Source organism: Mycobacterium sp. PSTR-4-N, assembly GCF_022348085.1.
In the GTDB taxonomy this organism is placed as follows: Bacteria; Actinomycetota; Actinomycetes; order Mycobacteriales; family Mycobacteriaceae; genus Mycobacterium.
Genome location: NZ_JAKRFN010000006.1, coordinates 146,630 through 168,973, shown reverse-complemented (window position 1 = coordinate 168,973; position 22,344 = coordinate 146,630). Strand labels below are relative to the sequence as shown.

The 22,344-nt window shown below is 64.6% G+C and carries 19 protein-coding genes, 1 tRNA gene, 1 other RNA gene and 1 pseudogene; 14 read left to right on the top strand and 8 right to left on the bottom strand.

What is annotated here, in order from left to right:
- Positions 1-144: 144 nt before the first annotated feature.
- On the bottom strand, positions 145-1,227 hold the full coding sequence (locus tag MHN84_RS11230) for a DNA polymerase domain-containing protein (RefSeq protein ID WP_241204709.1): 1,083 nt from the start codon (positions 1,225-1,227) through the stop codon (positions 145-147).
- 606 nt (positions 1,228-1,833) lie between these two features.
- On the bottom strand, positions 1,834-2,658 hold the full coding sequence (locus tag MHN84_RS11225; protein WP_241204708.1) for a hypothetical protein: 825 nt from the start codon (positions 2,656-2,658) through the stop codon (positions 1,834-1,836).
- A gap of 182 nt (positions 2,659-2,840) precedes the next feature.
- Between MHN84_RS11225 and MHN84_RS11220 the strand changes: the two genes are divergently transcribed.
- The 7 genes and pseudogenes from MHN84_RS11220 to MHN84_RS11190 all read left to right on the top strand — a co-directional run.
- Positions 2,841-3,143: a hypothetical protein gene (locus tag MHN84_RS11220; protein WP_241204707.1), complete on the top strand. Its 303-nt coding sequence runs from the start codon at positions 2,841-2,843 to the stop codon at positions 3,141-3,143.
- On the top strand, positions 3,140-3,730 hold the full coding sequence (locus MHN84_RS11215) for a hypothetical protein (RefSeq protein ID WP_241204706.1): 591 nt from the start codon (positions 3,140-3,142) through the stop codon (positions 3,728-3,730). The genes MHN84_RS11220 and MHN84_RS11215 overlap by 4 nt, the downstream gene beginning before the upstream one ends.
- A 206-nt stretch (positions 3,731-3,936) precedes the next feature.
- Entirely contained in the window at positions 3,937-4,197 is a 261-nt protein-coding gene (locus tag MHN84_RS11210; protein WP_241204705.1) for a helix-turn-helix domain-containing protein, read from the top strand.
- 692 nt (positions 4,198-4,889) lie between these two features.
- Positions 4,890-6,701: a TOPRIM nucleotidyl transferase/hydrolase domain-containing protein gene (locus MHN84_RS11205; RefSeq protein ID WP_241204704.1), complete on the top strand. Its 1,812-nt coding sequence runs from the start codon at positions 4,890-4,892 to the stop codon at positions 6,699-6,701.
- Between the two features lie 236 nt (positions 6,702-6,937).
- Positions 6,938-8,044 (top strand): hypothetical protein, encoded by a 1,107-nt coding sequence (locus tag MHN84_RS11200; RefSeq protein WP_241204703.1) that lies wholly within the window; start codon positions 6,938-6,940, stop codon positions 8,042-8,044.
- Positions 8,045-8,520: 476 nt separating this feature from the next.
- Entirely contained in the window at positions 8,521-9,618 is a 1,098-nt protein-coding gene (locus MHN84_RS11195) for a hypothetical protein (protein WP_241204702.1), read from the top strand.
- A 536-nt stretch (positions 9,619-10,154) separates the two neighbouring features.
- A pseudogene (locus tag MHN84_RS11190) lies at positions 10,155-10,265 on the top strand (ATP-dependent DNA ligase); the annotation flags it as partial.
- Here MHN84_RS11190 and MHN84_RS11185 read toward each other — a convergent pair.
- Positions 10,258-11,445 carry a helix-turn-helix domain-containing protein gene (locus tag MHN84_RS11185; protein ID WP_241204701.1) on the bottom strand — a complete coding sequence of 396 codons (1,188 nt, stop codon included), beginning with the start codon at positions 11,443-11,445 and terminating at the stop codon, positions 10,258-10,260. The pseudogene MHN84_RS11190 and the gene MHN84_RS11185 sit on opposite strands and share 8 nt — an antisense overlap.
- Before the next feature lie 116 nt (positions 11,446-11,561).
- Here MHN84_RS11185 and MHN84_RS11180 point away from each other — a divergent pair, with 116 nt between their 5' ends.
- The 4 genes from MHN84_RS11180 to MHN84_RS11165 are packed head-to-tail and all read left to right on the top strand — an operon-like array spanning position 11,562 to position 14,054.
- Positions 11,562-12,473 (top strand): diiron oxygenase, encoded by a 912-nt coding sequence (locus tag MHN84_RS11180; protein WP_241204700.1) that lies wholly within the window; start codon positions 11,562-11,564, stop codon positions 12,471-12,473.
- Positions 12,474-12,478: 5 nt separating this feature from the next.
- The gene (locus MHN84_RS11175) at positions 12,479-12,751 is read left to right on the top strand and encodes a DUF4873 domain-containing protein (protein ID WP_241204699.1); all 273 of its coding nucleotides are present in this window, start codon (positions 12,479-12,481) and stop codon (positions 12,749-12,751) included.
- A 50-nt stretch (positions 12,752-12,801) separates the two neighbouring features.
- Positions 12,802-13,305 (top strand): hypothetical protein, encoded by a 504-nt coding sequence (locus MHN84_RS11170; protein ID WP_241204698.1) that lies wholly within the window; start codon positions 12,802-12,804, stop codon positions 13,303-13,305.
- Entirely contained in the window at positions 13,302-14,054 is a 753-nt protein-coding gene (locus MHN84_RS11165) for a thioesterase II family protein (protein ID WP_241204697.1), read from the top strand. The genes MHN84_RS11170 and MHN84_RS11165 overlap by 4 nt, the downstream gene beginning before the upstream one ends.
- A gap of 95 nt (positions 14,055-14,149) precedes the next feature.
- Here MHN84_RS11165 and MHN84_RS11160 read toward each other — a convergent pair whose 3' ends face one another.
- The 3 genes from MHN84_RS11160 to MHN84_RS11150 all read right to left on the bottom strand — a co-directional run bounded on the left by MHN84_RS11160 (position 14,150) and on the right by MHN84_RS11150 (position 16,134).
- Positions 14,150-15,163: a trypsin-like peptidase domain-containing protein gene (locus MHN84_RS11160; RefSeq protein WP_241204696.1), complete on the bottom strand. Its 1,014-nt coding sequence runs from the start codon at positions 15,161-15,163 to the stop codon at positions 14,150-14,152.
- A gap of 52 nt (positions 15,164-15,215) precedes the next feature.
- Positions 15,216-15,977, bottom strand: a complete 762-nt coding sequence (locus tag MHN84_RS11155; RefSeq protein WP_241204695.1) for a hypothetical protein — start codon at positions 15,975-15,977, stop codon at positions 15,216-15,218.
- 71 nt (positions 15,978-16,048) lie between these two features.
- Positions 16,049-16,134 (bottom strand) — tRNA-Ser (locus MHN84_RS11150).
- Positions 16,135-16,194: 60 nt separating this feature from the next.
- Between MHN84_RS11150 and ffs the strand changes: the two genes are divergently transcribed.
- The 3 genes from ffs (at position 16,195) to MHN84_RS11135 (ending at position 19,599) form a co-directional block, all read left to right on the top strand.
- Positions 16,195-16,289: signal recognition particle sRNA small type (gene ffs, locus MHN84_RS11145), an RNA gene on the top strand.
- Between the two features lie 29 nt (positions 16,290-16,318).
- Positions 16,319-17,617 carry an aminotransferase class I/II-fold pyridoxal phosphate-dependent enzyme gene (locus tag MHN84_RS11140; RefSeq protein WP_241204694.1) on the top strand — a complete coding sequence of 433 codons (1,299 nt, stop codon included), beginning with the start codon at positions 16,319-16,321 and terminating at the stop codon, positions 17,615-17,617.
- Positions 17,618-17,667: 50 nt separating this feature from the next.
- Complete coding sequence (locus MHN84_RS11135) at positions 17,668-19,599, top strand: DNA polymerase III subunits gamma/tau (protein ID WP_241204693.1); 1,932 nt, start codon at positions 17,668-17,670, stop codon at positions 19,597-19,599.
- A gap of 4 nt (positions 19,600-19,603) precedes the next feature.
- Here the strand turns inward: MHN84_RS11135 and MHN84_RS11130 are convergent, their stop codons facing one another.
- The gene (locus tag MHN84_RS11130) at positions 19,604-20,908 is read right to left on the bottom strand and encodes a class I SAM-dependent methyltransferase (RefSeq protein ID WP_241204692.1); all 1,305 of its coding nucleotides are present in this window, start codon (positions 20,906-20,908) and stop codon (positions 19,604-19,606) included.
- The gene (locus tag MHN84_RS11125) at positions 20,905-22,296 is read right to left on the bottom strand and encodes an FAD-binding oxidoreductase (RefSeq protein WP_241204691.1); all 1,392 of its coding nucleotides are present in this window, start codon (positions 22,294-22,296) and stop codon (positions 20,905-20,907) included. The genes MHN84_RS11130 and MHN84_RS11125 overlap by 4 nt, the downstream gene beginning before the upstream one ends.
- Positions 22,297-22,344 lie beyond the last annotated feature (48 nt).

The window sequence follows — 22,344 nt, the reverse complement described above, 5'->3', positions numbered from 1 at the left end:
TCGCCTGTGGTGTTCAATCAAGCCAAAGCAGTGGATGAACGGCGCCGGAATGGGCTGATTCCTGTCTCTCCACGGGCAATATTGTCGAGGATCAACTTCCGCTCCTTCCACCTTGCAGTTAAGCAGCGTGAGTGCGCGGCCACTTCACTCATCTTGCCAGTTAGCAGCCACTTTTCGGCTCGGCTGCACTCGCGGGGGCTCGCCGGGCATCTTGGGGTAATCCGGAGGAAAATTTTTCTCAACTGGGTTTTCGTTCCATAGATCCAGCAGCTGTTCAATCGAGTGGTGCTCATCGTCGATACTCAGCCAGGGGTCGCCTGACTCCGCTAGACGTCCCGGCACAGTGGACACGTTGAGTTCACGGGGGTCGGGGATCCGCTCGAGCTCAGTCCAAGTCACCGGTGTCGAGACCGGTGCCCCAGAGCGCGCTCGGGGCGACCAAGCTGCGGCAATCGTTCTGTCCCGACAATTCTGGTTGTAGTCGACGAAGACTCTCTCGCCGCGGAGTTCTTTCCACCATTCCGTAGTGACGCCTTTGTCGCGCCGCTCCAGTTCTCTGCCGAAAGCGATAGCAGCGTGACGTACGTCGTCGAAACCCCAATCTGGCTTGATCCGCGCGAACACGTGTACGCCGCGGCCGCCTGAGGTCTTGCAGTAACCAGTTATCCCGAACTCTCCGAGTAGATCTCGGGCTGTAAGCGCCACCCTCACGACGTCACGAAAAGTGGTTCCTGGTTCGGGATCCAGATCTATGCGCAACTCGTCTGGTTTGTCGACAGAAGTCGGATCATCTGTACGTCGGACCGGCCACGGGTGGAACGTGATTGTCCCCATTTGGGCGCACCAAGCGAGCACCGCCGTTTCTGTTGGGCAGAGTTCTGTGGCGGTTCTGCCAGAAGGAAAAGTAATCTCGACCCCATCGACGTAATCAGGCGCATGTCGGATCATGCGTTTTTGGTAGAAGCCGCCGTCGTCTGCGCCTCGTCCTAGGTGCATCCCAGGATGCACGCCGTTGGGCCATCGCTCCAAAGTCGTTGGGCGCTGACGTAATACGCGAAGAAGTGGTTCGCTAACCGCAAGCGTGTAGTTGACTAAATCGAGCTTGGTTATGGCTGGCGTAATGTCCGTTGATGGAAAGACCACGCGACTGGCGCTCGACACACGCAAGATTCGGGTCGGCGCAGCTGACGATTCCACCTCTAGCTCAACATCGTCGCGCTTTGCCATCTCCTAGTCCTTGTCTTGTCGTCGATCGAACTGAGGCCATCAGGTACTGAGCGGCAGTGCCCACGGTGCGCAGCCTAATCGCTGAATCACGAGCAGGGATGTTTGTTGGGGACGATAAGTTCCCGGGAGATTTACCGGCCTAATGATCCCCCGCGAGCAAAACCAGTGGTCAGCGACGGCACGGGGCCATACGATCGCCAGATGCGGTAAAGGCTTGGCGGAGGTGCAGCCATGGGACGAGGGACCCCTAAGAAGGTAGTGGTGTCAAAGGCTGCGTTGAAGCGCGCCGGGATGCGTGCCACTAAGGCGTCAGCCAAGTTAGAGGGCCGGGTCGTGCCCGCTGGCCACCAGCGGTCTGCGGCCGTCGAGGCGTGGCTGGCAAAGCAGCAGTCAGCGAAGCGCTGATACTGCTTACCTCTCGCCGATGTCGCGATTCCAATCCTGTGTCAGTATTGCCGAGCTGGGCCTTCGGCGACTGCATCGCCGCACACCAATGGGGCCGTCATCGGCCGCGTGCGGTAAGCCCGTCCCGACCCGCCGATGTCAGTGAAGTCGCAACACACCACGGTGTGATCCGGTCCTATGCGCGCGTACGGGAGGTACCAACTACGGTCTGGACAGGCGGTTTCCACACAGAGCGCACCATCCAACAGCAGTGCCGAAGATTGAAGTGATCGCGTCCAGTTTGTCCAGACGGTGGGTACATCCGGCGCGAGTCAGGTGGTCTCGGATGGTGGTGGCGATGAAGTGTGCGCGCTCGGCGGGGGTGCTTCCGTAACCGTCCGCATAGATTGTTCCGGAAGCGATGATGTCCCCGCGCTCCAGGTTCAGCTGTCGGTAGCGGGTGGTGCCGTCGGCACTCTGGCCGTCGGCGATTCGCATGGATTTTCCGGTGGGCCGGAGGTCTATTTCGAGGTCCCAGTCTCCGCCCCGTTCGCGAAAGTAGAAGCTGTGTCCGTCGACTTCGCCGCGCCACTGTTCGGGTGCCCAGCCGCCGTGGCTTTGGACAACGACGCCTGGGTGCTCGGCGAGCCAGGTTTGCAGGTCTTGTTCGGCAGTCTCGTCGGCGGCGCGGATTCGGAGGCCTTCCGGAGATTGCCAGTACCCATCAATCCCGTCGAACAACCGTCGAAATGACTCGCGACGCTGGTCGTGCGTGCGGGTGCACGTGCATCCGAAGCCAAAGTCATGGAGGTCGCTGCTAGGCAGCTGCGGGTGACAGGAACAGCGGCACAGCTCGCCTGTCTCAATGTCGGGCCACTCGGTCAACGCCGTCAACAGCGCTTCTGCCATGCCCGCGGGGTCCGCGCCGCCCCGTTCGTCGAGCCTTGCCGCCAGATAGGCGAGGTAGCGGGCACGCGCATCAGAGCGGGCACGCTCTCGGCGTTCGCGGTGCTCGGCCGCAGTCAGCGGCCCCCGGTCGTCGGTCACGAGAAGTCAGGATGACACCGCCGCCGTCAGTATGTCGCGCACTTTTTCCGGATGGCCGCGGCCCGCTGCGAAGGCGGGGCTCAACGGCTGGTACGGCGGCAGCGAAATAGGACCTTGCCAGTTCGCCGCCAGGGTGAGAATCTGTACGACTTTGCTCCATCCCGCCGACCCCACCTGAAGCGATGACCCTCACCGAAGACGCAGCATCAACCGACGACGTTCCGACTGGACGCAGTGCTGATGCCGCCCGCATCGTAGCCGCCCTGCTCGCCGGTCTACCTGGCGCCGACACCGCCGACACCGTCGACACCGACGCGGTGGCCGCCGCGCTTCCGGAGCGCGCCAGCGGTAGCGGCCTGCGCGAGATCGTGCGCCGCGCCGTCCTGTCCGCCGACGACACCGGCCTCCTGGCCAACACGGCGCTGCTGGCGGAGTTGGGCAGCGGCCGCTACCGCGCCATCCCCACGGAAAGGATGTACCGGTGACGGCCGATGGTGACGGCATCCCGGAACTGACCGACGCGGAGAAGGTCCTCGGGCGCGCTGCTGAATCCGACGTCGCCGCCATGAGCGAGGCACTCAACAACGGCACCGCCACACCTGAGGACGTCGACGGCGCCTTCGGCCGGCTCATGGCCCTGGACGTCGACCCCAACAAGCACCGCAACGACCTGCACATCCCACCCGACGCCGGAGAGCATGCAGCAGCGATCGAGGCCATCCTGCGACGCATTCCGGACGGATGGGGTCGCTGGCTGAGCGTCGACGCCGGCTGGTACCCACTCGTGATCGCCACCGACACACAACTGGCCCGACTCGACCCCCACTATCGGGTGCACCAGATCAAAGAGAAGTTCGGCCTCTTGTGCTACTACTGCTGGCTCAGCATCGACGACGCAAGCTCGGAACTGTTCGACGCGATGTACGCCATCACCGAAGACGCCGAACGCGCCTCCGCCCTCATCTGCGAACGATGCGGAGAACCCGGCATCCTGCACCAAAGCCGCCACGTCCGGGTCAAAACCCTCTGCCCTTCCTGCGCCGAGCAACTCGGATATATCACACGTGAGTAGCGAGCGTGCACGCGGCGCTGTGGCTGATCCGACCGCCACCCTTAGTTGATGAGGGTCAATCCGCGTCTTCGGCGCAGAAGGACTCGAGTTCGATGTAGGCGCAGCGGTGCCCCTAGTAGAACGACGGCGCCTGAGCGAACTGCGCACCTTCGAATGTTCAGCTAGCTGTACAGACTTCTCATCCGCCAGCAGACCTACTAGACGGTGTGCCCACCGCTCGCGATCAACACGACCCGAGGCGGGTTGCTGCGTGGGAGCGGCGTCGCAGGCAGATTGGCCTAAGAGTCCAATCGCTGCGGATCGAAAAGGGGCTGACACAGGAACAGCTTGCGCTTCTCGCGGGTCTTTCCAGGGGCACGCTCATAGCGATAGAGCATGGGACCAGTGGGATCCTCGTCGAGAGATGCTTCGATATCGCGAAGGTCTTAGACATCTCTGGCGCAGAGCTGATCGAGGGGATTCGGTAGCTGGCGGCTGATGGCGGGGGACCGTCGAGTACCCAGATACGATTGCCACTCGCCGAAGGTCAATGTTCGCCTAGAGCGACTTTAGTGCAGTACCCTACATCGTGTCCGCCAAGACTCCCCGGCCGTCGGGGCCAGACCCGTTGGTGGTGCCAGCCACCAACGGGTTCGTAGGCCTCGAGGCTGCAGACCAACTCGCCCCCGCAGAAGCGCTCAGCGTTCCCACCGACGCTGGCAAGTATCGAGACGCACTGATCACGGTGCTCCTCCGGATCCCGACCGGGTACGACAAGAGAATTGCGTGTGGCCCGGGCTGGTACCAGCTTGTTGCGCGACTGCACAGAGCGCTGTGCAGCATCGACGTCCACTACACGGTGTACAGCGTTCGCAAATGCGGGAACCGGTTGCAGTATGAAGCCGAGAGCTTGTCCGAAGATCCGGCAGTGCAGAGATCCTTCCATGATGCAGTGACGCGTGCGCAGCGTCGGTCTTCGGAGATCTGCCCATGGTCTGGGGAACCGATTCGTAGCCATTAGTTAACGGCAGGCGATTGGGTGATCCAGGGGTGATCCCCAATCTGGCTGGGCACACCGTCACGCTACAAACACGCTTTTCGGATCGCTGGGCATCTCGTGGAGCGTCCAGGCGCCGTTGTGGCGGCCAACCCTTTCCGGCGGTCAGCTATCGTCGCGGTCATGCGACTCTCGCGAGTGGTACTCGTCGGCTACAGATCTATCGACTATCTGGATTTCGAAATCGGGCCGTTCACGGTGCTGTTCGGAAAGAACAACACCGGTAAGACGAACGTCCTCGAAGCAATCTATGAAATATTGGCTTCAGGTGAGGAGCCCGGTCCATGGGGGCAGTCGAGTTCCGTCCGCGGGTTACGCGGAGTTGATGACGTTACCGGGATCCCGCGTGGCGCGGCCTATGTCCAGCTCGATAGGGGTTCGCAGTTCGACAATGAAGTTGCATCGCTGGGCAACGTGGGGAGGGAGATTGTGCCTGTCGGCTTTCAGGTTCACTCGCTTCCAAGTGGGGAGGTCGCCTTGGTCAGGGACTACGAGGAGTCGCTGGTGGCCTTCGTGGATCCAGGCCCCTACTTCTTGCGAGATCTGACCAGTCTTGCAGAGGGGGAGTCCTTTGAGCAATTCAAGTCAACATGTGCGAAAGGTCCACGCCCGCAACGTCTTTTCCTTGATTGGGACTTCGACAACATCAACGAACGAGTGGGCGCCGCACTCCTCAAGCCACTCATGCAAGGTGGAAGAACAGCCAAAGGTCGAAACCCTCGTCGAGGTTGGTCAGAACGTATCGACGACACCGAGGTAGAGGCTTGGCGGGTGCGGCCGGAGATCCACGAACGTGTCGCGAGCTTTGCCGAGTTAGCGACGAGCTTGTTGCCGGATTTCATCAGGGGTTCCATTCGTGCACGTTTCTGCGTTCCCAACCAGTGGGGCCAGGCGCCTTGGGTCTCAGTCGAGTTTGAGGACGAAGATACGGGCTTGCGCACCGACTCTGTAAACGACATCGGCCGAGGTGCCGCGCGATGGATAGCAGTCGTCACACAGCTAGCTCAGCATCTCGTTGTCGGTGGCGGCTTGGATGCCGAGCATGTTCTGTTTCTCGACGAGCCTGAAGCTCACCTCCATCCTTCCGCGGTCGCGAGTGCAGTCCGCTGGTGCCAACGTATGGTCGGCATCGGATTAAACGTGGTGGTGGCATCGCATCACGAAGAGTTCCTGCGTGCGGCTGGCGATGAGTTCGATCCGCCCACTCTGGTACGTATCGCAAGGGAACTCGATACTGGCCGAACCATTGCCCGCACTCTGCCGTCGGCAAGCGCGACGCGGCTGCTGGAACTTGCTGACGATGTAGGGATGCGCCCAGCGGCAGCGCTTTCAATTCACCGGGCGATCTTGTTTGTAGAAGGCCCACTAGATGAAGCTGTCCTAGATGAGTACGGGGGTATCGAACTGGATGCCGCCGGGGTAAAGGTCATTCCAATTCATGGAACCCGAAACCTCGAAGGACTCATCGCTGTCGAACTCGTTGCTGGACTTGGCATCAAGACCGGCATCCTCACGGACGCGACCGACCCGGCCACGATGGCTGCACGTTCTGGGCGGAAACGTTCTTCTGAGGAACGAAAGGTGTTGAGAGTCATCCAGATCGCCGAAGAGAAGGGCGTGCCGACACCGACATCTTTCGGCGTTCCCGAGGCGGATCTACTTTTCGCGCTCCCCGCCGACGCCATTCGTGAACACCTCAATGGACCTTTCCCGGGCTGGAAAGAGCTCGTCGCTGAGTGTCGCGAGCACCTCGGCAAGGGTCCGTCAGATTCGGTCGACTGGAAATCGTTCGCGAATGAACGTTACGGGCTGCAGATTTCTACTCCGGTCGGCGTACGGGAACTTGTTCGTAGACTTGACCTTGCGAAAGTGCCGTTACCTTCGATCCGTGCCGTGCTGGACGACATCGTTGCATGGGCAAAAGCTGGAAACTGAATGCAGCACCACGAGTGGGTCAACTCAATACTGCTGCGCACCAGACCATTTAGATGCCGTTAGCTTTTCCTGATCCCATTGCGGGTTTGGGGACGTTAGCGTGAGAGTGCATCGTGCGCCCCTCATCCCGTTTAGTTTGAGATGGCCGTTTGGACGGTTACTAGCTAGTGGTCAGGGCAATCCGCTAGCGTAGCTGATGCATTGCTGTCATCGATCTAGCTCAGGAGCCTCGCCAGTTGACCTCTAGTTCCGGGTCGCAATCGCGCCTCATTATTCGTGCGGGCGACCGCGTCAAAGTCATTGCTGAGGGTGACGGCCATTCTGGCGAGATTGGTCAGGTCCATAACGTGATGGATGGCGCCGACGGAATGAATGTCTTCGTCAAATTCCCATCCGACGAAGATCTCTACGCATTCAGTGCTGTCGAGCTCCGCAAACAAGAACCACGGCAGAAGAACGCTGGTGGGGGCAGCAAGAAGGCGGCGTCCGAGCCGCGACCGCCCCTCTTTAACGTGCAGGTGGGGCGACGGGTAAGGGTTGTTGCTGACGGAGACGAGCGGTATGGGCAGGTGGGCGAAGTCGTCGCACTGATGGACGGCGCGGACGACATGAATGTCTTTGTTCGGTTCGAGGACGACGACGAACTCTACGCATTTAGCCGCGACGAGCTGAACGACCCCAAAGCGAAGATCCAACCCAAGCGGCGTCCGAGACGGCCTGAGCCGCCTTCAACACCTTCCTCGCCACCCCAAACTAAAAACAAGCCAGCCACATCACCCGCAGAGCACCTCTGGCCTCACGGCAAGTCGTTGAGTGAGATGGCTGGCCCAGAAGCGGTCCCGGTGGGTGGATCCGCTGAGATGTCTTGGCGGCAGCACGCGTTGCTTGCATGGCGCGCACTACCGGTTTTCGGCCGCATCGCGCTACTTGGGGTGCCGGCAGTGCTGCTGGGACTGGTAGTGGTCATTTTTGGATTTGCGAACTCCTCTCAGGACGCTGAGGACTCGACCCAGGCCGATGGCCCGTCAACATCCGATGAATGGCGCCGAGTCGTTTGCCAGCCCGGGACGTACTTCAATGGTGCAGATGTGTTGCGCAATTCAACTGGGTCCGCGGTTTGTACGTCGCTAAATGGCGTTCCAATGGGAATCGCGACGTACTCATCGAACTTCGACCTAGAGAACGACGTCGCGGTTTACCGCGGGGGGAGCTACGCGGTGACAACGACGACGGATGGAAACCTCTATGTATTCGTCCCTCTGACAGGCTCGGCAGGCGGCGTAGTGCAAACCTCTCTAGCGCCGCTGCTGCAATACGGGTTCAGAATTCTTCCGATTGCCTGACTGCAATGCGCAACCGAAAGAGACCACCATCAGCGACTACTACGGACCACCCCTGGATGTTGCTGGATGACTAGGCATTATAAGGCGACGGGCCGCTGGTCTAGTGCACGGAGTCGTCGCGGGTGGCAGCCTCGGCTGCGATTTATTCCCGCTTCGCCCTTCCTCCCAACTGGCCACTCAGACGGGGTTCACCCTACAGTCGGCTGCGATCCAGCAATCAAAGTCGAACAGCGACTGGATTACGAAACGGGTCACCCTCGATGAGTGAAGCTCCTCCGCGATGTACTCAATGAACTGCTAGGCAGGGCCCTCGTGTGCTTAGAAAATGTGCTCCTGACCTCTATGAAGCGGCAGCCCGTTCTGCCTAGACGAAGCTTCATGGGGCGCTCGTTGCCGTGGGCATTGGATACGTCGCAAACAGCGTTGTGGGCAAAACCCGTGCCTCCCGTAGGTAATGACAGCTAACGTACAGAATGATGACGAACCCATCTCGCCCGCCATCCCATAAATCATGGAACACGGTTTACGGGCAAAAGCCGCACCCCGAGCTGGCTCAGGCCTTGTTCGAGCTGGCCGCTGACTGCGCTCGGCGAGCTATTGAGGAGCCGCCAGCGGACCAGTCGGGGTTCGACCGGTGGGTTCGTTTGGCTGCGATCGGTCAGGCGGGCGAAATGCTTCTAAAGGCGACCCTGGCGAGCATCAGCCCCGTCCTCATAGCCGAGAAGAACAGCGGTACGCCCACGTTGTGGGCGTTAGCCGGCATTTCGCGGCAGCTACATCAGGGCAAGGTTGGCACTATCGGGGGCACCGACGCGCTGCGGCGGCTTAATGACTGCAAGCCGGGTAACGCGCCTGGCTTGCCGGAGCCCAAGTTGCTGTTCGAAGTTCGGCATGGTGCCCAGCACTTGGCACTGTCGCCAAACGATCAGGACCTGGACACCGCCCTCAACGAATTGGTGACCCTGGTGGATGGCGTGTTTAAAATTCGCGACGCCATGAATCAATCAGCCGACCTCAACGAGTTCTGGTCACCCAAGCACTTCGCAATCGTCGAAGCGCGCCGAAAGGCTGGATATGAGAGTTTGCTGGAATTTTACAGTGATGCGGTCGGTGAAGCGAAGTCAATCTACGCGAAGTTGGTCGCTGGCCTCAGTGAAAACGATCGCAATCGAGTAGTTAGCGAACTTGAGGCGCGCTTGCCCCCGGTGGAGGACTATCAAACGTCTCGGAAGCACAACTGCCCGGCCTGCGGAAACTACATGTGGGTCGTGTATGACGTGCAGCGGGAAATCGATGTCGACGATTCTGATGCACCGCACAGCTTCGCTTTTTACGCAATAGTGTCAGGGACCGTCGAGTATGCCGAGTGTCCTGTTTGCAACTTGCATCTTGATCAGGAGCATTTGGTGCTGACCGACGTTCAGTTCAGCCTCGATCTCGGTACGGACGAGGCTACCGATGATGAGGAAGAGGGTTGGCGTGATGCGCGCGACGCCGAAAGTGCCGACGAGTGGCAGTATGCAGACATCGACCCTGCCGACTACGGCTACCACGAGGAAGGGCCAGGAGTGTAGTCGCGAGTCGGCAGGTGCTTGAAACTTCGACTGCGGTCCTGCGTTGGTGTCGGACAGTGCCGCCTCTAGCGTTTCTGGCCATCGACCCCACTCATAAGCGAATCTTGCCAAGAGGCCATCTGAAAGGTTATTGCGCTATTGCGACTCCGCCAGGTGACTGGGGTCGCACCTGTTCCTTTCGCCGACGATCTCGGCCTCTAGTACTTACAACTGTAGTACTAGGTAGCGTCGAGCTGTTCGAGAGAAGCTAAGCCGAATGTTGGTTGCAACCACCACCTTGCGTGCGGTATGCGCTGTGAAACGCGGTCTGTGAGTTAGCGCTGCGCTGCAACTAGATTCGAGACCGAACGCAATGTCTACAATGCGGATGGTTGGCACGCCTTGGGACTGAGGCGGTGAGGTCCGTCGTGACGGTCACACCGTCTTGCGGCGGCCAGTCTGTCCACCTCAAGATGCTCAGCAAACAAGCCCACCACCGGCCGGTCTCAAGGTCGACGACCCACAGCGCCGGAGGAGCTTCACGACCGCACAGCCCTGAACTACCCGGAGAACCGAGCTACCCGAAGATGCCGGGCGAACCGCCGCGCGTGCAGCCGAGCAAGAAGGTCGCGGCGCACTGGGACGACGAGGGAAATCCGATCACGTAACCGCAAGGGCGACAGTGAGTTCGGCGATCGTTCGCGAATCCTGCAACCTATCGCCGTAGGCGTCGCGCAGTTGTCGCAACCGATAGCGGATCGTCGAGGGCGAGACGTACAGCTCGGCAGCCACGTCCTCGCGGCGGCCCTGGTGCAGCAACCAGGACCGCAGCGTCTCGACGAGCCGGTCCCGCGCCCGGTCGGGCATCCCCGCCAACGGCGCAAGCACGCGATTGCGCAGGTCCGCAAGGGCTTCGGAGTCGGCGCTGACCACCAGTTCCGGGAGGAACTCGTCGGTGTCCAGGACGCCGACGGCATCCGGTCCGCGCAGCGCCGCGGCCCGAACCGCCCGGCGTACCGACGATCGCGCCGTCTGCCACGGCGTCGCCGGTCCCACAACCGCATTCGCTGTGTCCAGTGATACGAGGAACGGTGCGCGGGCCGTGCCGCCGACATCGCAGACGAGGACCACATGTTGACCGGAGGCCACCTCCTCGATGGCATCCTCGGGCACATTGAGCGTGCGTGGATCTGCCGAGATCGCGGCATGCCGCCGGCTCGCCAACACGACCGCCGTGAGCGTGCGCGGGACAACCCAATTCGCCTCTGCTGCAGCGCGTTCCAGCTCCTCCGTGGGCGCGCCGCTCAACACCAGGCGAACCAGCCGCTCCCGCTGCCGCTCGCGGTCCAACCCTGATTTGGCCTGTTCCTCGGCATAACCCGCCACTCCTGCTGCCGAGATCTGATCCAGGTAGGCAAAGAACATCTCGGCGAATGCGCTGATCTGGTCTCGGTCGATGCCGTCACGCACAGCCAGAGAACTCCAGTCGCGCCACAGTTCGCGCGCCCCCACCCGGTAAGCCGCCAGCTGCACCTCAGTGGGGCGGCCGTTGCGGGCTTCACGGCGGCCGAAGCGGTAGGCCGTGTCCAGCACGTCCTGCATCGGCACGGCCGTGAGCGGTTCTGTCGACGCGTGCAATTGGTTCAGCAAGGCACCCAACAGCTGGTCGGCCGATGCGTCGATGACCGGCCGCCACGACTCCTCGGCAGCGGCTGCCAGCGCGGGTACCTCGGCGATCACGGCCAACACCATGCGGTCGATCAGGTCAGGCAACCCCGCCCGCATCGCGGCGAGCGTGTGCGGCGGGAGCCCGACAATTCGCGGTCCCGGGGTCGGTGGCTCGGCCATGCCGACGATCGTACGGGCCCGGGAACCCGCGGTTGCCCTCTCAAGGCAGTTTCATCGGGAAAGTTTGGCCGTTCGGGGCGAGAAGCTGCCCACAGAGGTGAAGAAGAATAGGCGGCATGACCATCTCGTCGACCATGCCAGGTAGTGGTGCCAGTCGGGAGGACATCTCGCTGCGGCTGCTCAAGGGCTCGGCCAAGAAGTCCTACGAACCCGTCGTCGACATCGACTGGGACGCCCCACTGGCCGATGACAAGTACTACGTCCCGCCGCAGATGTCGTCGCTCTACGGCACGCCGCTGTGGGAGCAGATGTCCCAACAGCAGCGGTTCGAACTGTCGCGGCAGGAGTTCGTCAACTACCTGTCGATGGGGATCTGGTTCGAGAACATGCTCAATCAGTCGTTGCTACGCGGCATGATCCACTCCTCGCCGACGGCGCACAGCACGTTCTACGAGCTGACCGAGCTGGGTGACGAGGCGCGCCACATGCTGATGTTCGGCAGGGCGATCGAGCGCGTGGGCGTGGAGCCCTTCTGGCCCACCGGGAATGCAGCGCGCCGGGTCAATGCGATGGCCTTCGTGTTCCGCGGTCCGATGCTGTGGATCGCAGCGCTGGTCGGGGAGGAGATCTTCGATGCGTTGCAACGCAGGATCCTCGAGGACGGCGACGACGTTCAGCCCCTGGTGCAGCGTGTGATGCGCATCCACGTCACCGAGGAGGCTCGCCACATCCAGTTCGCCCGCGACGGCATCCGGCGGGACGTCGGCTCGCTGTCGCCGCGCATGCGCTGGCTGCTGTCCAACCTGCACGGCCTCGGCGCCCGGCTCTACCTCCAGAACTTCACCCGACGCGGCCTCTACCAACGCGTAGGTCTCGACGGCGCCGAAGCGCAACGGCAGGCCCGCGCCAACCCGCACTTCCACGCCGTCCAGCGAACGGGTTTCGCGCCGCTGGGCGAGTTCCTCGACGACGTCGGGCTGATGGGGCCGGTGGCCCGCCGGATGTGGAAGCGCAGTCACTTCCTGTGATCGACGTGGGGGATCGCGGATACGACGGACCCGCCAGCCTGGTCGTCGGCGACACGCGTCATGCCGTACGAGTGCGACTGACGGGCTCGATCAACCCGTTCGACGGGCGCTACCACTGGCAGGGCACCGTCTACGACGTGCCGGAGGAAGTCCGGTCGGGCAGCGCTGCGGCTCGACTGTGCGTGGCCGACGACGATGTGGCCGCCCGCCTCGTGGAGCGAACCCCGGGTGGACATCTGATGATCAGCGGCGTCGGCCGGCCGCCGTTCCCGCTCTGACCCGGAGGGCGATAGCGTCGCAGAGTGACATCAGCCGCTACCCTGCCCAGGTGACCTTCCGCAAACTCCTCGCCGCGCTGGCGATCATCGGAGTGCTGGCCAGCGGCGTCGGCATCGCGTCGCTCGTGCTGGTGGCCAGGTCCGACGAGCAGCAGTCCGCGATCCCGCGTCGGACACCGCCCGCTCCGCCACCGCCGTCGGTGCCCACGGTCAAGGAATTCCTGATCGGGGTCACGGTGACCAACCAGACCTGCCAGCCCAACGGCCCGTGCGTGTACACCTACACGATCGAACCCAAATACGTTGGGCTGCATCCTTTCCCGGAGACGCCGTTCGCCGTCGAGTACGAGGTCACTGGCGGTACCGCGCCGCAGCCGGGCCGGTTCACCGTGCAGGGCGAGAAGGCGGAGATCTTCAAGGACGTCCAGATCGAAGGGCCACCGGGAGCGAGGCTGTCGGTGAACGTCCTGCGCGTCGTGGAAGAACCACCGCCTCCACCGCCGCCTCCCGGCGCGCCGCCACCACCACCCGCCCCGCCGGCGGCGCAGCCGTGACGCAGCCGCAGCGGAGCGCCTGGGTCCGCAACTTCACCCCCGCCCCGGCGGCGCCCGTTCGTCTGGTGTGTTTCCCGCACGCCGGCGGGTCGGCCAGCTACTACTTCCCGCTGTCGCGGGCGCTGTCCCCGGAGTTCGACGTCTTCGCACTGCAGTATCCGGGGCGGCAGGACCGGTACAAGGAGCCGTTCGTCGACACGATCGATGACATGGCCGATCAGATCACCGCCGAGCTCGCCGCGGTGCCCGCCGGTCCGGTTGCGTTTTTCGGGCACAGCATGGGCGCCGTGCTGGCCTTCGAGGTGACCCGCAGGCTGGAGGCATCGCAGGGCCGCGCCCCGGTGACGATCTTCGCCTCCGGCTCGCGCGCACCCAGCCGCTACGGCGACGAACGGGACCACAAGGACGACCGCGAGCTCGTCGACGTGATGCGCCAGCTCGGCGGCACCGACCCGCGGGTGCTGGAGAACAAGGAGATGCTCGAGACGTTCCTGCCGGCGTTCCGCAACGACTATCGCGCGCTGCAGGCCTACCACCGCGGCACCGATATCGGCATCCAGGCACCCGTGGTCGTGATGACGGCGACCGACGACCCGAAGACCAGCGTGGCCGACGCCTCGGCCTGGCACGAACACACCACAGCGGGCGGGTCCGTGCACACCTTCTCCGGCGGGCACTTCTTTTTGGAGAAGCAGCCGCAGCAGGTGATCGAGGTCATCGCCGCGACGCTGCGCGCGCTGCCGGCCTGACCGCGCTCACGTCACTTCCGCGAGCAGACGCGAACTCGAGCGCGACACGCGCAAAACAGCTCGACATCGTGTCTGCTCGCCGGGAGGACAGCGGGTCAGGTACCTGGGGTGAGAACCGCCTTGCCGGTGCGCGTACCACCGCTGCGGTCGATCCACGTCAGGTCGACGACGTCGCCGGGGTAGTGCCGGTCCAAAACCGCGGGCAGCGACTTCGACGAGTCCAGCCGCACCCCGTCCACAGCGAGCAACAGGTCACCGTCGGCCAGTCCGGCCTGCTCGGCCGGGCCACCACGCAGCACTTCCTGGATGACGACACCCGACGTGCCGCGGTCCGCGGCGCGAATGCCGACGCCCAGCAGGACCGGGGGGCCGATGTGCACGCTGTCCGACGCCGCCCCGGCACGGATCTGGTTGGCGATCGACATCGCGTCATTGATCGGGATCGCGAACCCCTTGCCGCCCGGGCCCATCCGGAAGTTCACCGACGCGGCGGTGGTGATGCCGACGACTTCGCCGTTGGCGTTGACAACGGGGCCGCCCGAGTCGCCCGCACGCACCGGTGCGGCGAACTCGATCAGACCGGTGATCTCGTCGCTGGAGCCGGTCAGCGTGTCCTCGGCGTTGACCGTCTGACCGAACGCGGTGAACGTGCCCGCCTCCTGCGTCAGGGGACTCTGGGTGCCCGAGGCGTTGCCCAGCGCGATGACGGGCTCACCGGGAACCAGGATGTTCGAATCACCGATCCGGGCGGGTGGAAGACCGACGGCGCCCAGCAACTGGAGCACGGCGACGTCGCGTTTGCGGTCGTACCCGACCAGGGTCGCGGGGTAGGCGCGCCCGTTGACGGTGCCGGTGATGCGGTCGGCGCCCTGGACGACGTGGAAGTTGGTCAGGACCTGGCCATTGGGATCGATCACGAAGCCGGTACCGGCGCCGATGACGCCCTGGTAGTCGACCTGGGTGTCGATCCGCACCACCGATGGCTCGACCTGCATCGAGACGGCGACCAGGTCGGTGGGGGCAGCGGAGGCCGGCGCCACCGGGGCGACGAATGCCATCGCTGCGATCACTGCGGCCAGGGCGAACCTCAACCGGGGAAAAGAACCCATAGCGTCAATAGTGGCTGTCGGATGAGCTGCTGTCGAACGAGCTCGTGCTTGCTCAGTCCTCGACCGCGACCGAACCGCGGGTGCGGCGACGCCTGCTGAGCAGCGTGCCCTTGCCGCTGGGGCGCTTGTTCTGCAGCTTGCCGGGGCCGTCGGAATCGTCCTCGGAACCGTCGTCGGAGTCGTCCTTGGAGTCGTCGGCGTCGCTACCGGTGGTCGGCTCCTCCGACACGTCTCCGGCCTCGTCATCGGTCTGGCCGTCTGCGTCTGCGCTGTCAGCCGCGTCGTCACTGCTGTCGTCAGCGGTGTCGTCTCCGGCCTCGGTGCCGGTGTCGTCTTTCCGGCGCCGCCGAGACGTGCGCTGCTTGACTTTCACCGGTTTCGGGGGCGGCGGCGGCAGCTCCGCGACGAAGGCCAGGTAGAACCCGAGGAACCCGAGCAGCGCGATCGCCGCGGCCGCGCCGTAGATGCCGAACAACCACTGTCCGGCGCTGTCCAACGAGATCCAGATCTCGGCGATCGCCGTCCCGATGATCAGGACCGCGGCCAGCACGTGCAGCACGATCGAGGCGGTGCGCAACCGGAGCGCCACGTGGGGCACGCCGAACTCGGGCCGGCGGGTGCGTTGCAGCGTGAACACGACGGGCAGCGCGGCCAGGCCGATCAGCGCGCCGGTGACAATTCGCATCGCGGAGCCCAGCGTGTGCGAGGTGTCGCCGAGCAGTTCAAAAGTGCGGGGAAGGACGAAGAAGTAGTAGAGGACACCTGCGGCAACGGCGAACGACACGTGCCAGACCACCGCGACGGTGCGGCCCATACTCCTCCTCGATCGTGGTGCCCGGGGTGCGATGACGTGGGTGAACCGGTCGATCGCACCCCGGGCGAGTGCGGAGGATGCGGGATTTGAACCCGCGAGGGCTGTTAACCCAACCCGCGTTCCAGGCGAGCGCCATAGGCCACTAGGCGAATCCTCCGTCGGCAATGGTAACCGACTGCCATGGTGGCTCGAAAAATCCGCCACCCGCTAGACTCCTCGTGGACCCCGCGCGGCGTCCATCCTGTGAACTCCCCCAGGGCCGGAAGGCAGCAAGGGTCAACGGGCTCTGGCGGGTGCGCGGGGTCCCCTTCATGTCACCCACACGACGGGAAAGGCGAGCCGTGGCGTTTCAGTCGCTGAGCCGCGAAGAGCTGGCCCAGCAGCACGAACTGCAGCAGCGCAACTACGCCGAGCTGCAGGCCAAGAAGCTCGCGCTCGACCTCACCCGCGGCAAGCCGTCACCTGCCCAACTCGATCTGTCCAATGCGCTGCTGAGCCTGCCTGGAGAAGGTCCGGATGCGTTCCGAGACCCCGACGGCACCGACACCCGCAACTACGGCGGTCTGCACGGCCTCCCTGCCCTGCGCGCCATCTTCGGCGAGCTGCTGGGTATCGGAGCGTCGAACCTGATCGCGGGCAACAACGCCAGCCTCGAGTTCATGCACGACGTGGTCGTCTATTGCCTGCTGCACGGCGGCGTCGACTCGCCCCGGCCCTGGATCGACGACCTGCGCGACGGCACAGGTGTGAAGTTCCTGTGCCCGGCGCCCGGGTACGACCGACACTTCGCGATCACCGAGAGCCTCGGCATCGAGATGATCACGGTGCCGATGCGCGAGGACGGGCCCGACGTCGACCTCATCGAAGAACTCGTCGCCGTGGACCCGGCGATCAAGGGCATGTGGTGCGTGCCGGTGTACGCCAACCCCACCGGCGCCACCTATTCCTGGGAAGTGGTTCGCCGGTTGGTTCAGATGCCAACGGCCGCAACCGACTTCCGCTTGATGTGGGACAACGCCTACGTGGTGCACACGCTCACCCACGAGTTCGCCAAGCAGGTCGACGTGTTGGGCCTGGCCGCGGCCGCCAACCACCCGAATCGGCCCCTCGTGTTCGCCTCGACCTCGAAGATCACCTTCGCCGGGGCAGGGGTCAGCTTCTTCGGCGGATCGCTGGGCAATATCGCGTGGTACCTGCAGCACGCGGGCAAGAAGTCGATCGGACCCGACAAGGTCAATCAGCTTCGGCATCTGCGCTTCTTCGGCGACGCCGACGGGGTCCGGCTGCACATGCAGCGCCACCAGGAGTTGCTCGCACCCAAGTTCGCGCTCGTCCAGGAGATCCTGGAGGACCGGCTGGGCGAGTCCAAGATCGCGTCGTGGACCGACCCCAAGGGCGGCTACTTCGTCAGCCTCGACGTGCTGCCCGGGACGGCCAAGCGCACCGTCGCGTTGGCCAAAGATGCGGGGATCGCCGTGACCGAGGCCGGCGCCTCGTTCCCATACCGAAAAGACCCGGAAGACAGCAACATCCGGATCGCGCCGACGTTCCCGGGGATGGCCGATCTGCGCGAAGCGATCGACGGGTTGGCCACGTGCGCGCTGCTGTCGGCCACCGAGTCACTGCTGGCCGACAAGTAGGCCGCGAAGTAGGCCGCGAAGTAGTCGGATGGGGTCGGTAGCCTGCTTCCGTGGCTCTCTACCGTAAGTACCGACCGGCGACCTTCGCCGAGGTCGTCGGCCAGGAACACGTCACCGAGCCGTTGTCCATCGCGCTGAACTCGGGCCGCATCAACCATGCGTACCTGTTCTCGGGGCCGCGGGGCTGCGGAAAGACGTCCTCGGCGCGCATCATGGCGCGATCGCTGAACTGCGAGCAGGGCCCGACCTCCACGCCCTGCGGGGTGTGCCCGTCGTGCGTGGCGTTGGCGCCCAACGGTCCGGGCAGCGTCGACGTCACCGAGCTCGACGCCGCCAGCCACGGCAGGGTCGACGACACCCGTGAACTCCGGGACCGCGCGTTCTACGCCCCTGCGCAATCGCGGTACCGGATCTTCATCATCGACGAAGCGCACATGGTCAGTAAGGAGGGTTTCAATGCCCTGCTCAAGATCGTCGAGGAACCGCCGGACCACCTGATCTTCGTGTTCGCCACCACCGAGCCGGAGAAGGTGCTGCCGACCATCCGCTCGCGCACCCACCACTATCCGTTCCGGCTGCTGGCGCCCCGCATCATGCGGTCACTGATCGAGAAGATCGTCGCCTCGGAGAGCGTCGACGTCGACGACGCGGTGTACCCGCTCGTCATCCGGGCCGGCGGCGGCTCACCGCGAGACACGCTGTCGGTCCTCGATCAACTGCTCGCCGGCGCCGACGGGAACCATGTCGCCTACCAGCGTGCCCTGGCGCTGCTGGGGGCCACGGACGTCGCGCTGATCGACGATGCGATCGATGCGCTCGCCGCCGGTGACGCAGCGGCGTTGTTCGGCGCGGTCGAGGGTGTCGTCGACGCGGGCCACGACCCGCGCCGCTTCGCGACGGATCTGCTGGAGCGGTTCCGGGACCTGATCGTGCTGCAGGCCGTGCCGGACGCTGTCGCCCGCGGCGTGGTGGACGGGGCCGAGGACGAATTGGACAGGATGCGCGATCAGGCGGCGCGGATCGGGACAGCCACGCTGACCCGCTACGCCGAGGTGGTGCACGCCGGGCTGGGGGAGATGCGCGGAGCGACGGCGCCGCGGCTCCTGCTCGAAGTGGTGTGCGCGCGCCTGCTGCTGCCGTCGGCCAGCGACACCGAGTCCGCGCTGTTGCAGCGGGTGGAACGCATCGAGACCCGCCTGGACATGTCGATCCCCGCCGACGGGGGCGCCGCCCCTGCTGCCGCGGCGCCGGTCAAGCAGTACGTCCGCAAGACCAAGGTGGCGGAACAAGCCGTCGAGCAACCCTCCGTTGCGCCCGCCGCACCGCCGACACCGCCGACACCGCCGCCCGCCCCGCAGGCGGCGCCACCGAGGCCGGTGGCAGCGGCGCCTTCCGCACCTGCTGCGCCGGCTCCCGCCGCACCGGAACCTGCGGCGCCCGAACCGGTTTCGTCACCGCCGCCGGTGCGCCCGCCTGCTGCGCCCGCGGTCGAAGTCCCACCCGTCACCCCCGCGGCTGCGGTCGCGGCGGGTGAGCCGAACGCCGCGGCCGTGCGCAGCATGTGGACCACGGTGCGCGAGAAGGTCAGGGAGCGCAGCCGCACCACCGAGGTGATGCTGGCCGGGGCGATCGTGCGCGCGGTGGAGGACGGCACGCTGATCCTGAGCCACGAGTCGGCGCCGCTGGCCAAACGGTTGACCGAGCAGCGCAACGCCGACGTCATCCGGGAGGCGCTCAAGGACGCGCTGGGGGTGAACTGGGCCGTGCGCTGCGAGGTGGGCTCCGCACCCGCCGCGGCGCCTGCGCCCGCTCAGCCGCGCCGGATACCCGACGAGCCGCCGCCACCGCCGGACGGGGACGACGAGGAGAGCATGCTGGCCGAGGCCGGCACGATCGACCCCGCCGCGCCGCGCCGCGATCCGGAGGAAGCGGCGTTGGAGCTGCTGCAGAGCGAGCTGGGCGCGCGCCGTATCGACGGGTGAGCGGTCAGGCGGTCCACCAGGGCCGCAGCGGCAGGCCGCCGTCGCGGCCATGTTCATCGAGCTTCGCGGCCAACACCTGGTGCAGTTGAATCGCGTTCTGCTCGAAGCCCACTCGCGAGGCCGCCATGTACAGACCCCACACCTTGGCGGTGGGCAGCCCCACTTCGTCGACCGCCTGATCCCAGTTGTCGACGAGGTTGCGACACCAGTCCCGCAGCGTCATCGCGTAGTGGTGACGCAGGTTCTCCTCGTGCAGCACCTCCAGGCCGACGTCCTGGATCTCGGTGATGATGCGGCCGGACCCGGTCAGCTCCCCGTCGGGGAACACATAGCGGTCGATGAACCCACCCGCAGCGGCGCCGTGTCGGTTGTCGTGCCGGGTGATGCAGTGGTTGAGGAGCAACCCACCGGTGCGCAGCTTGGACTTCAGGAACCGGAAGTAAGCCGGATAGTTGGCCACCCCGATGTGTTCGGTCAGACCGATCGAGGACACCGCGTCGAACTGGGACTCCCGCACGTCGCGGTAATCGCTGTGGCGCACCTGCGCCAGATCGCCCAATCCCTCGTCGGCGATGGCTTTCTGGGCCCACTCGGCCTGTTGGCGGGACAGCGTGACGCCGATCGCGTTCACGCCGTGCCGGGCCGCGTAGCGCACCATGCCGCCCCAACCGCAGCCGACGTCGAGCAACCGGTCGCCGGGCTGCAACCGCAGCTTCTCGAACACCAATCGGTATTTGTTCTCCTGCGCCTCTTCCAACGACGCATCCGGCCGCGGATAGCAGGCACAGGTGTAGGTCATCGACGGCCCCAGCACCCACTCGTAGAAGGTGTTCGACACGTCGTAGTGGTGATGGATGGCCTCGGCGTCACGAGCCTTGCTGTGCCGCAGTCCTTCTGCGAAGCGGCGCCAACGTGGCAGCGCCTCCTGTGGCGGCGGTGAGATCGGCTTGAGGTGCTCGATGCCGATCGAACGGACGATCTGAGCCAGCACCCGCGCCGAAGGCCGCTTGAAGTCCAGCTTCTCGGTCAGCGCGTTGAGCAACGGGTACGGATCACCAGGGTGCACACCCCGCATGTCGAGGTTGCCGGAGATGTAGGCGCGCGCCAGGCCCAGATCACCGGGAGCGGTCGCGAGGTAGGTGGTGCCGCGCGGGGTCAGCAGATCCAGGCCGAGATCGGCGTCGTCGGGCCCGGCGCTGCTGCCGTCGTAGGCGGTGAACCTCAGCGGCTGCGTGCCCGAGGCGAATATCTCCAGGATCTCGGCCAGCGTCAGCTTCGGGGCCTCGGCCGTCTCTCGAAAGGTCGTCATTGTCGCCGCACCGCCTTCGCATACAGGTCCAGAAACCGTGAGTCGGGGTCGTAGGTCTTCTTCACAGTGGTGTACACCTCGCCGCCGTAGAGCTCGTCGAACTCCTCCCGCGAGTAGAAGGCGTCCGAGTACAGGGATTTGTGTCCGGCGAGGTCGCTGACCTTCCGCTCGATCATCTTGTTCGTGTACCCCTCCTGCGGCCCGATAGGCACCGAGGACCAGAATCCGACGTTGACGTAACTGTGCTGCGGCCGAATCGGATACAACGGCCAGCCATCAGCTGAACTCGTCGATTCGCGCAGGCGCAACGGGCACAACCAGATCGGTTCGATCGGGATCGTGGCCAGGAACCATTCCACGAACTCGGCGGTGTTCTCGATCGGCACCTCGATGTCCTGCACGACCCGCTCCCGCGGTGGCCGGCCGTTGCGCTTCTCGATGCGATCGGCGATGTCGAAGCGCTGGTCGTAGCCGATCAGCTTCCAGTAGAAGCTGCTGCGCCGGAGGCGTCGCGGCCAGATGCGCCTGATCCGAGGGTTCTGGGCGCCGAAAGCCCGTGAGCACCAGAACCAGTCGGGATCCCAGCGCCACAGGTAGTCATGGATCGTCAACCGGTCGTGCTTCTCCCCGGCCGGATGCTGGATGGACCGGTAGTAGATCTGCTGGCCGGTGTAGTCGCTGACGGGGCCCGGCGTGGCCGACTGTGTGCCCAGACACAGGTAGCTCTCGTCGGCGGTGAACACGACACCGTCGAGGTAGTCGACCCGCTCGCCGTTCCAGCCGCCCGTTTCGATGATGCGGTCCATCGCCTCGACGAGCTCGGCGATGGAGTGGAAGCGGAGGTGGCGCAGCACCACGAACGGCTTGACCGGCTCCAGCTCGATCTTCAACCGAACCGAATACCCGAGCGTCCCATACGAATTGGGGAAGGTGGCGAACAGATCGGGATGCTCGGTGGCCGACGTGCGCACGATTTCGCCTGTGCCGGTGAGGATGTCCATCTCGAGCACCGACTCGTGCGGCAGACCGTTGCGGAACGACGTCGACTCGATGCCCAGCCCGGTGACGGCGCCGCCGAGGGTGATCGTCTTCAGCTGCGGAACGACCAGGGGTGAGAGTCCGTACGGCAGCGTCGCGGCGACGAGATCTTCGTAGGTGCACATGCCGGCCACGTCGGCGGTGCGTGATTCGGGATCGACGGCGATCACACCGGTCAGGCCGGAGACGTCCAACCCGGGCGCCGTGGTCTTGGCGCGGGCGCGGAACAGATTCGAGGTGGGCTTGGCCAGGCGTACGGTCGCGCCTGCCGGGATCGCCCGGTAGCTGGTCAGGAGCCGCTGCACACCATCGGCGTGCGCGGCCCACGTGTCGATCGAGCCCGCTGCCACACATATACGCTAGTCCGCGGTCGCACCCGATGCGACCGCACCCACTCG

Excerpts from the sequence above, each read along its gene's own strand:
- MHN84_RS11230 (WP_241204709.1), bottom strand. The coding sequence starts at position 1,227 with ATGGCAAAGCGCGACGATGTTGAGCTAGAGGTGGAATCGTCAGCTGCG.
- MHN84_RS11220 (WP_241204707.1), top strand. The coding sequence starts at position 2,841 with ATGACCCTCACCGAAGACGCAGCATCAACCGACGACGTTCCGACTGGA.
- MHN84_RS11195 (WP_241204702.1), top strand. The coding sequence starts at position 8,521 with ATGACGAACCCATCTCGCCCGCCATCCCATAAATCATGGAACACGGTT.
- MHN84_RS11155 (WP_241204695.1), bottom strand. The coding sequence starts at position 15,977 with ATGGGCCGCACCGTCGCGGTGGTCTGGCACGTGTCGTTCGCCGTTGCC.
- MHN84_RS11205 (WP_241204704.1), top strand. The coding sequence starts at position 4,890 with ATGCGACTCTCGCGAGTGGTACTCGTCGGCTACAGATCTATCGACTAT.
- MHN84_RS11160 (WP_241204696.1), bottom strand. The coding sequence starts at position 15,163 with ATGGGTTCTTTTCCCCGGTTGAGGTTCGCCCTGGCCGCAGTGATCGCA.
- MHN84_RS11185 (WP_241204701.1), bottom strand. The coding sequence starts at position 11,445 with ATGGCCGAGCCACCGACCCCGGGACCGCGAATTGTCGGGCTCCCGCCG.
- MHN84_RS11180 (WP_241204700.1), top strand. The coding sequence starts at position 11,562 with ATGACCATCTCGTCGACCATGCCAGGTAGTGGTGCCAGTCGGGAGGAC.
- MHN84_RS11130 (WP_241204692.1), bottom strand. The coding sequence starts at position 20,908 with ATGACGACCTTTCGAGAGACGGCCGAGGCCCCGAAGCTGACGCTGGCC.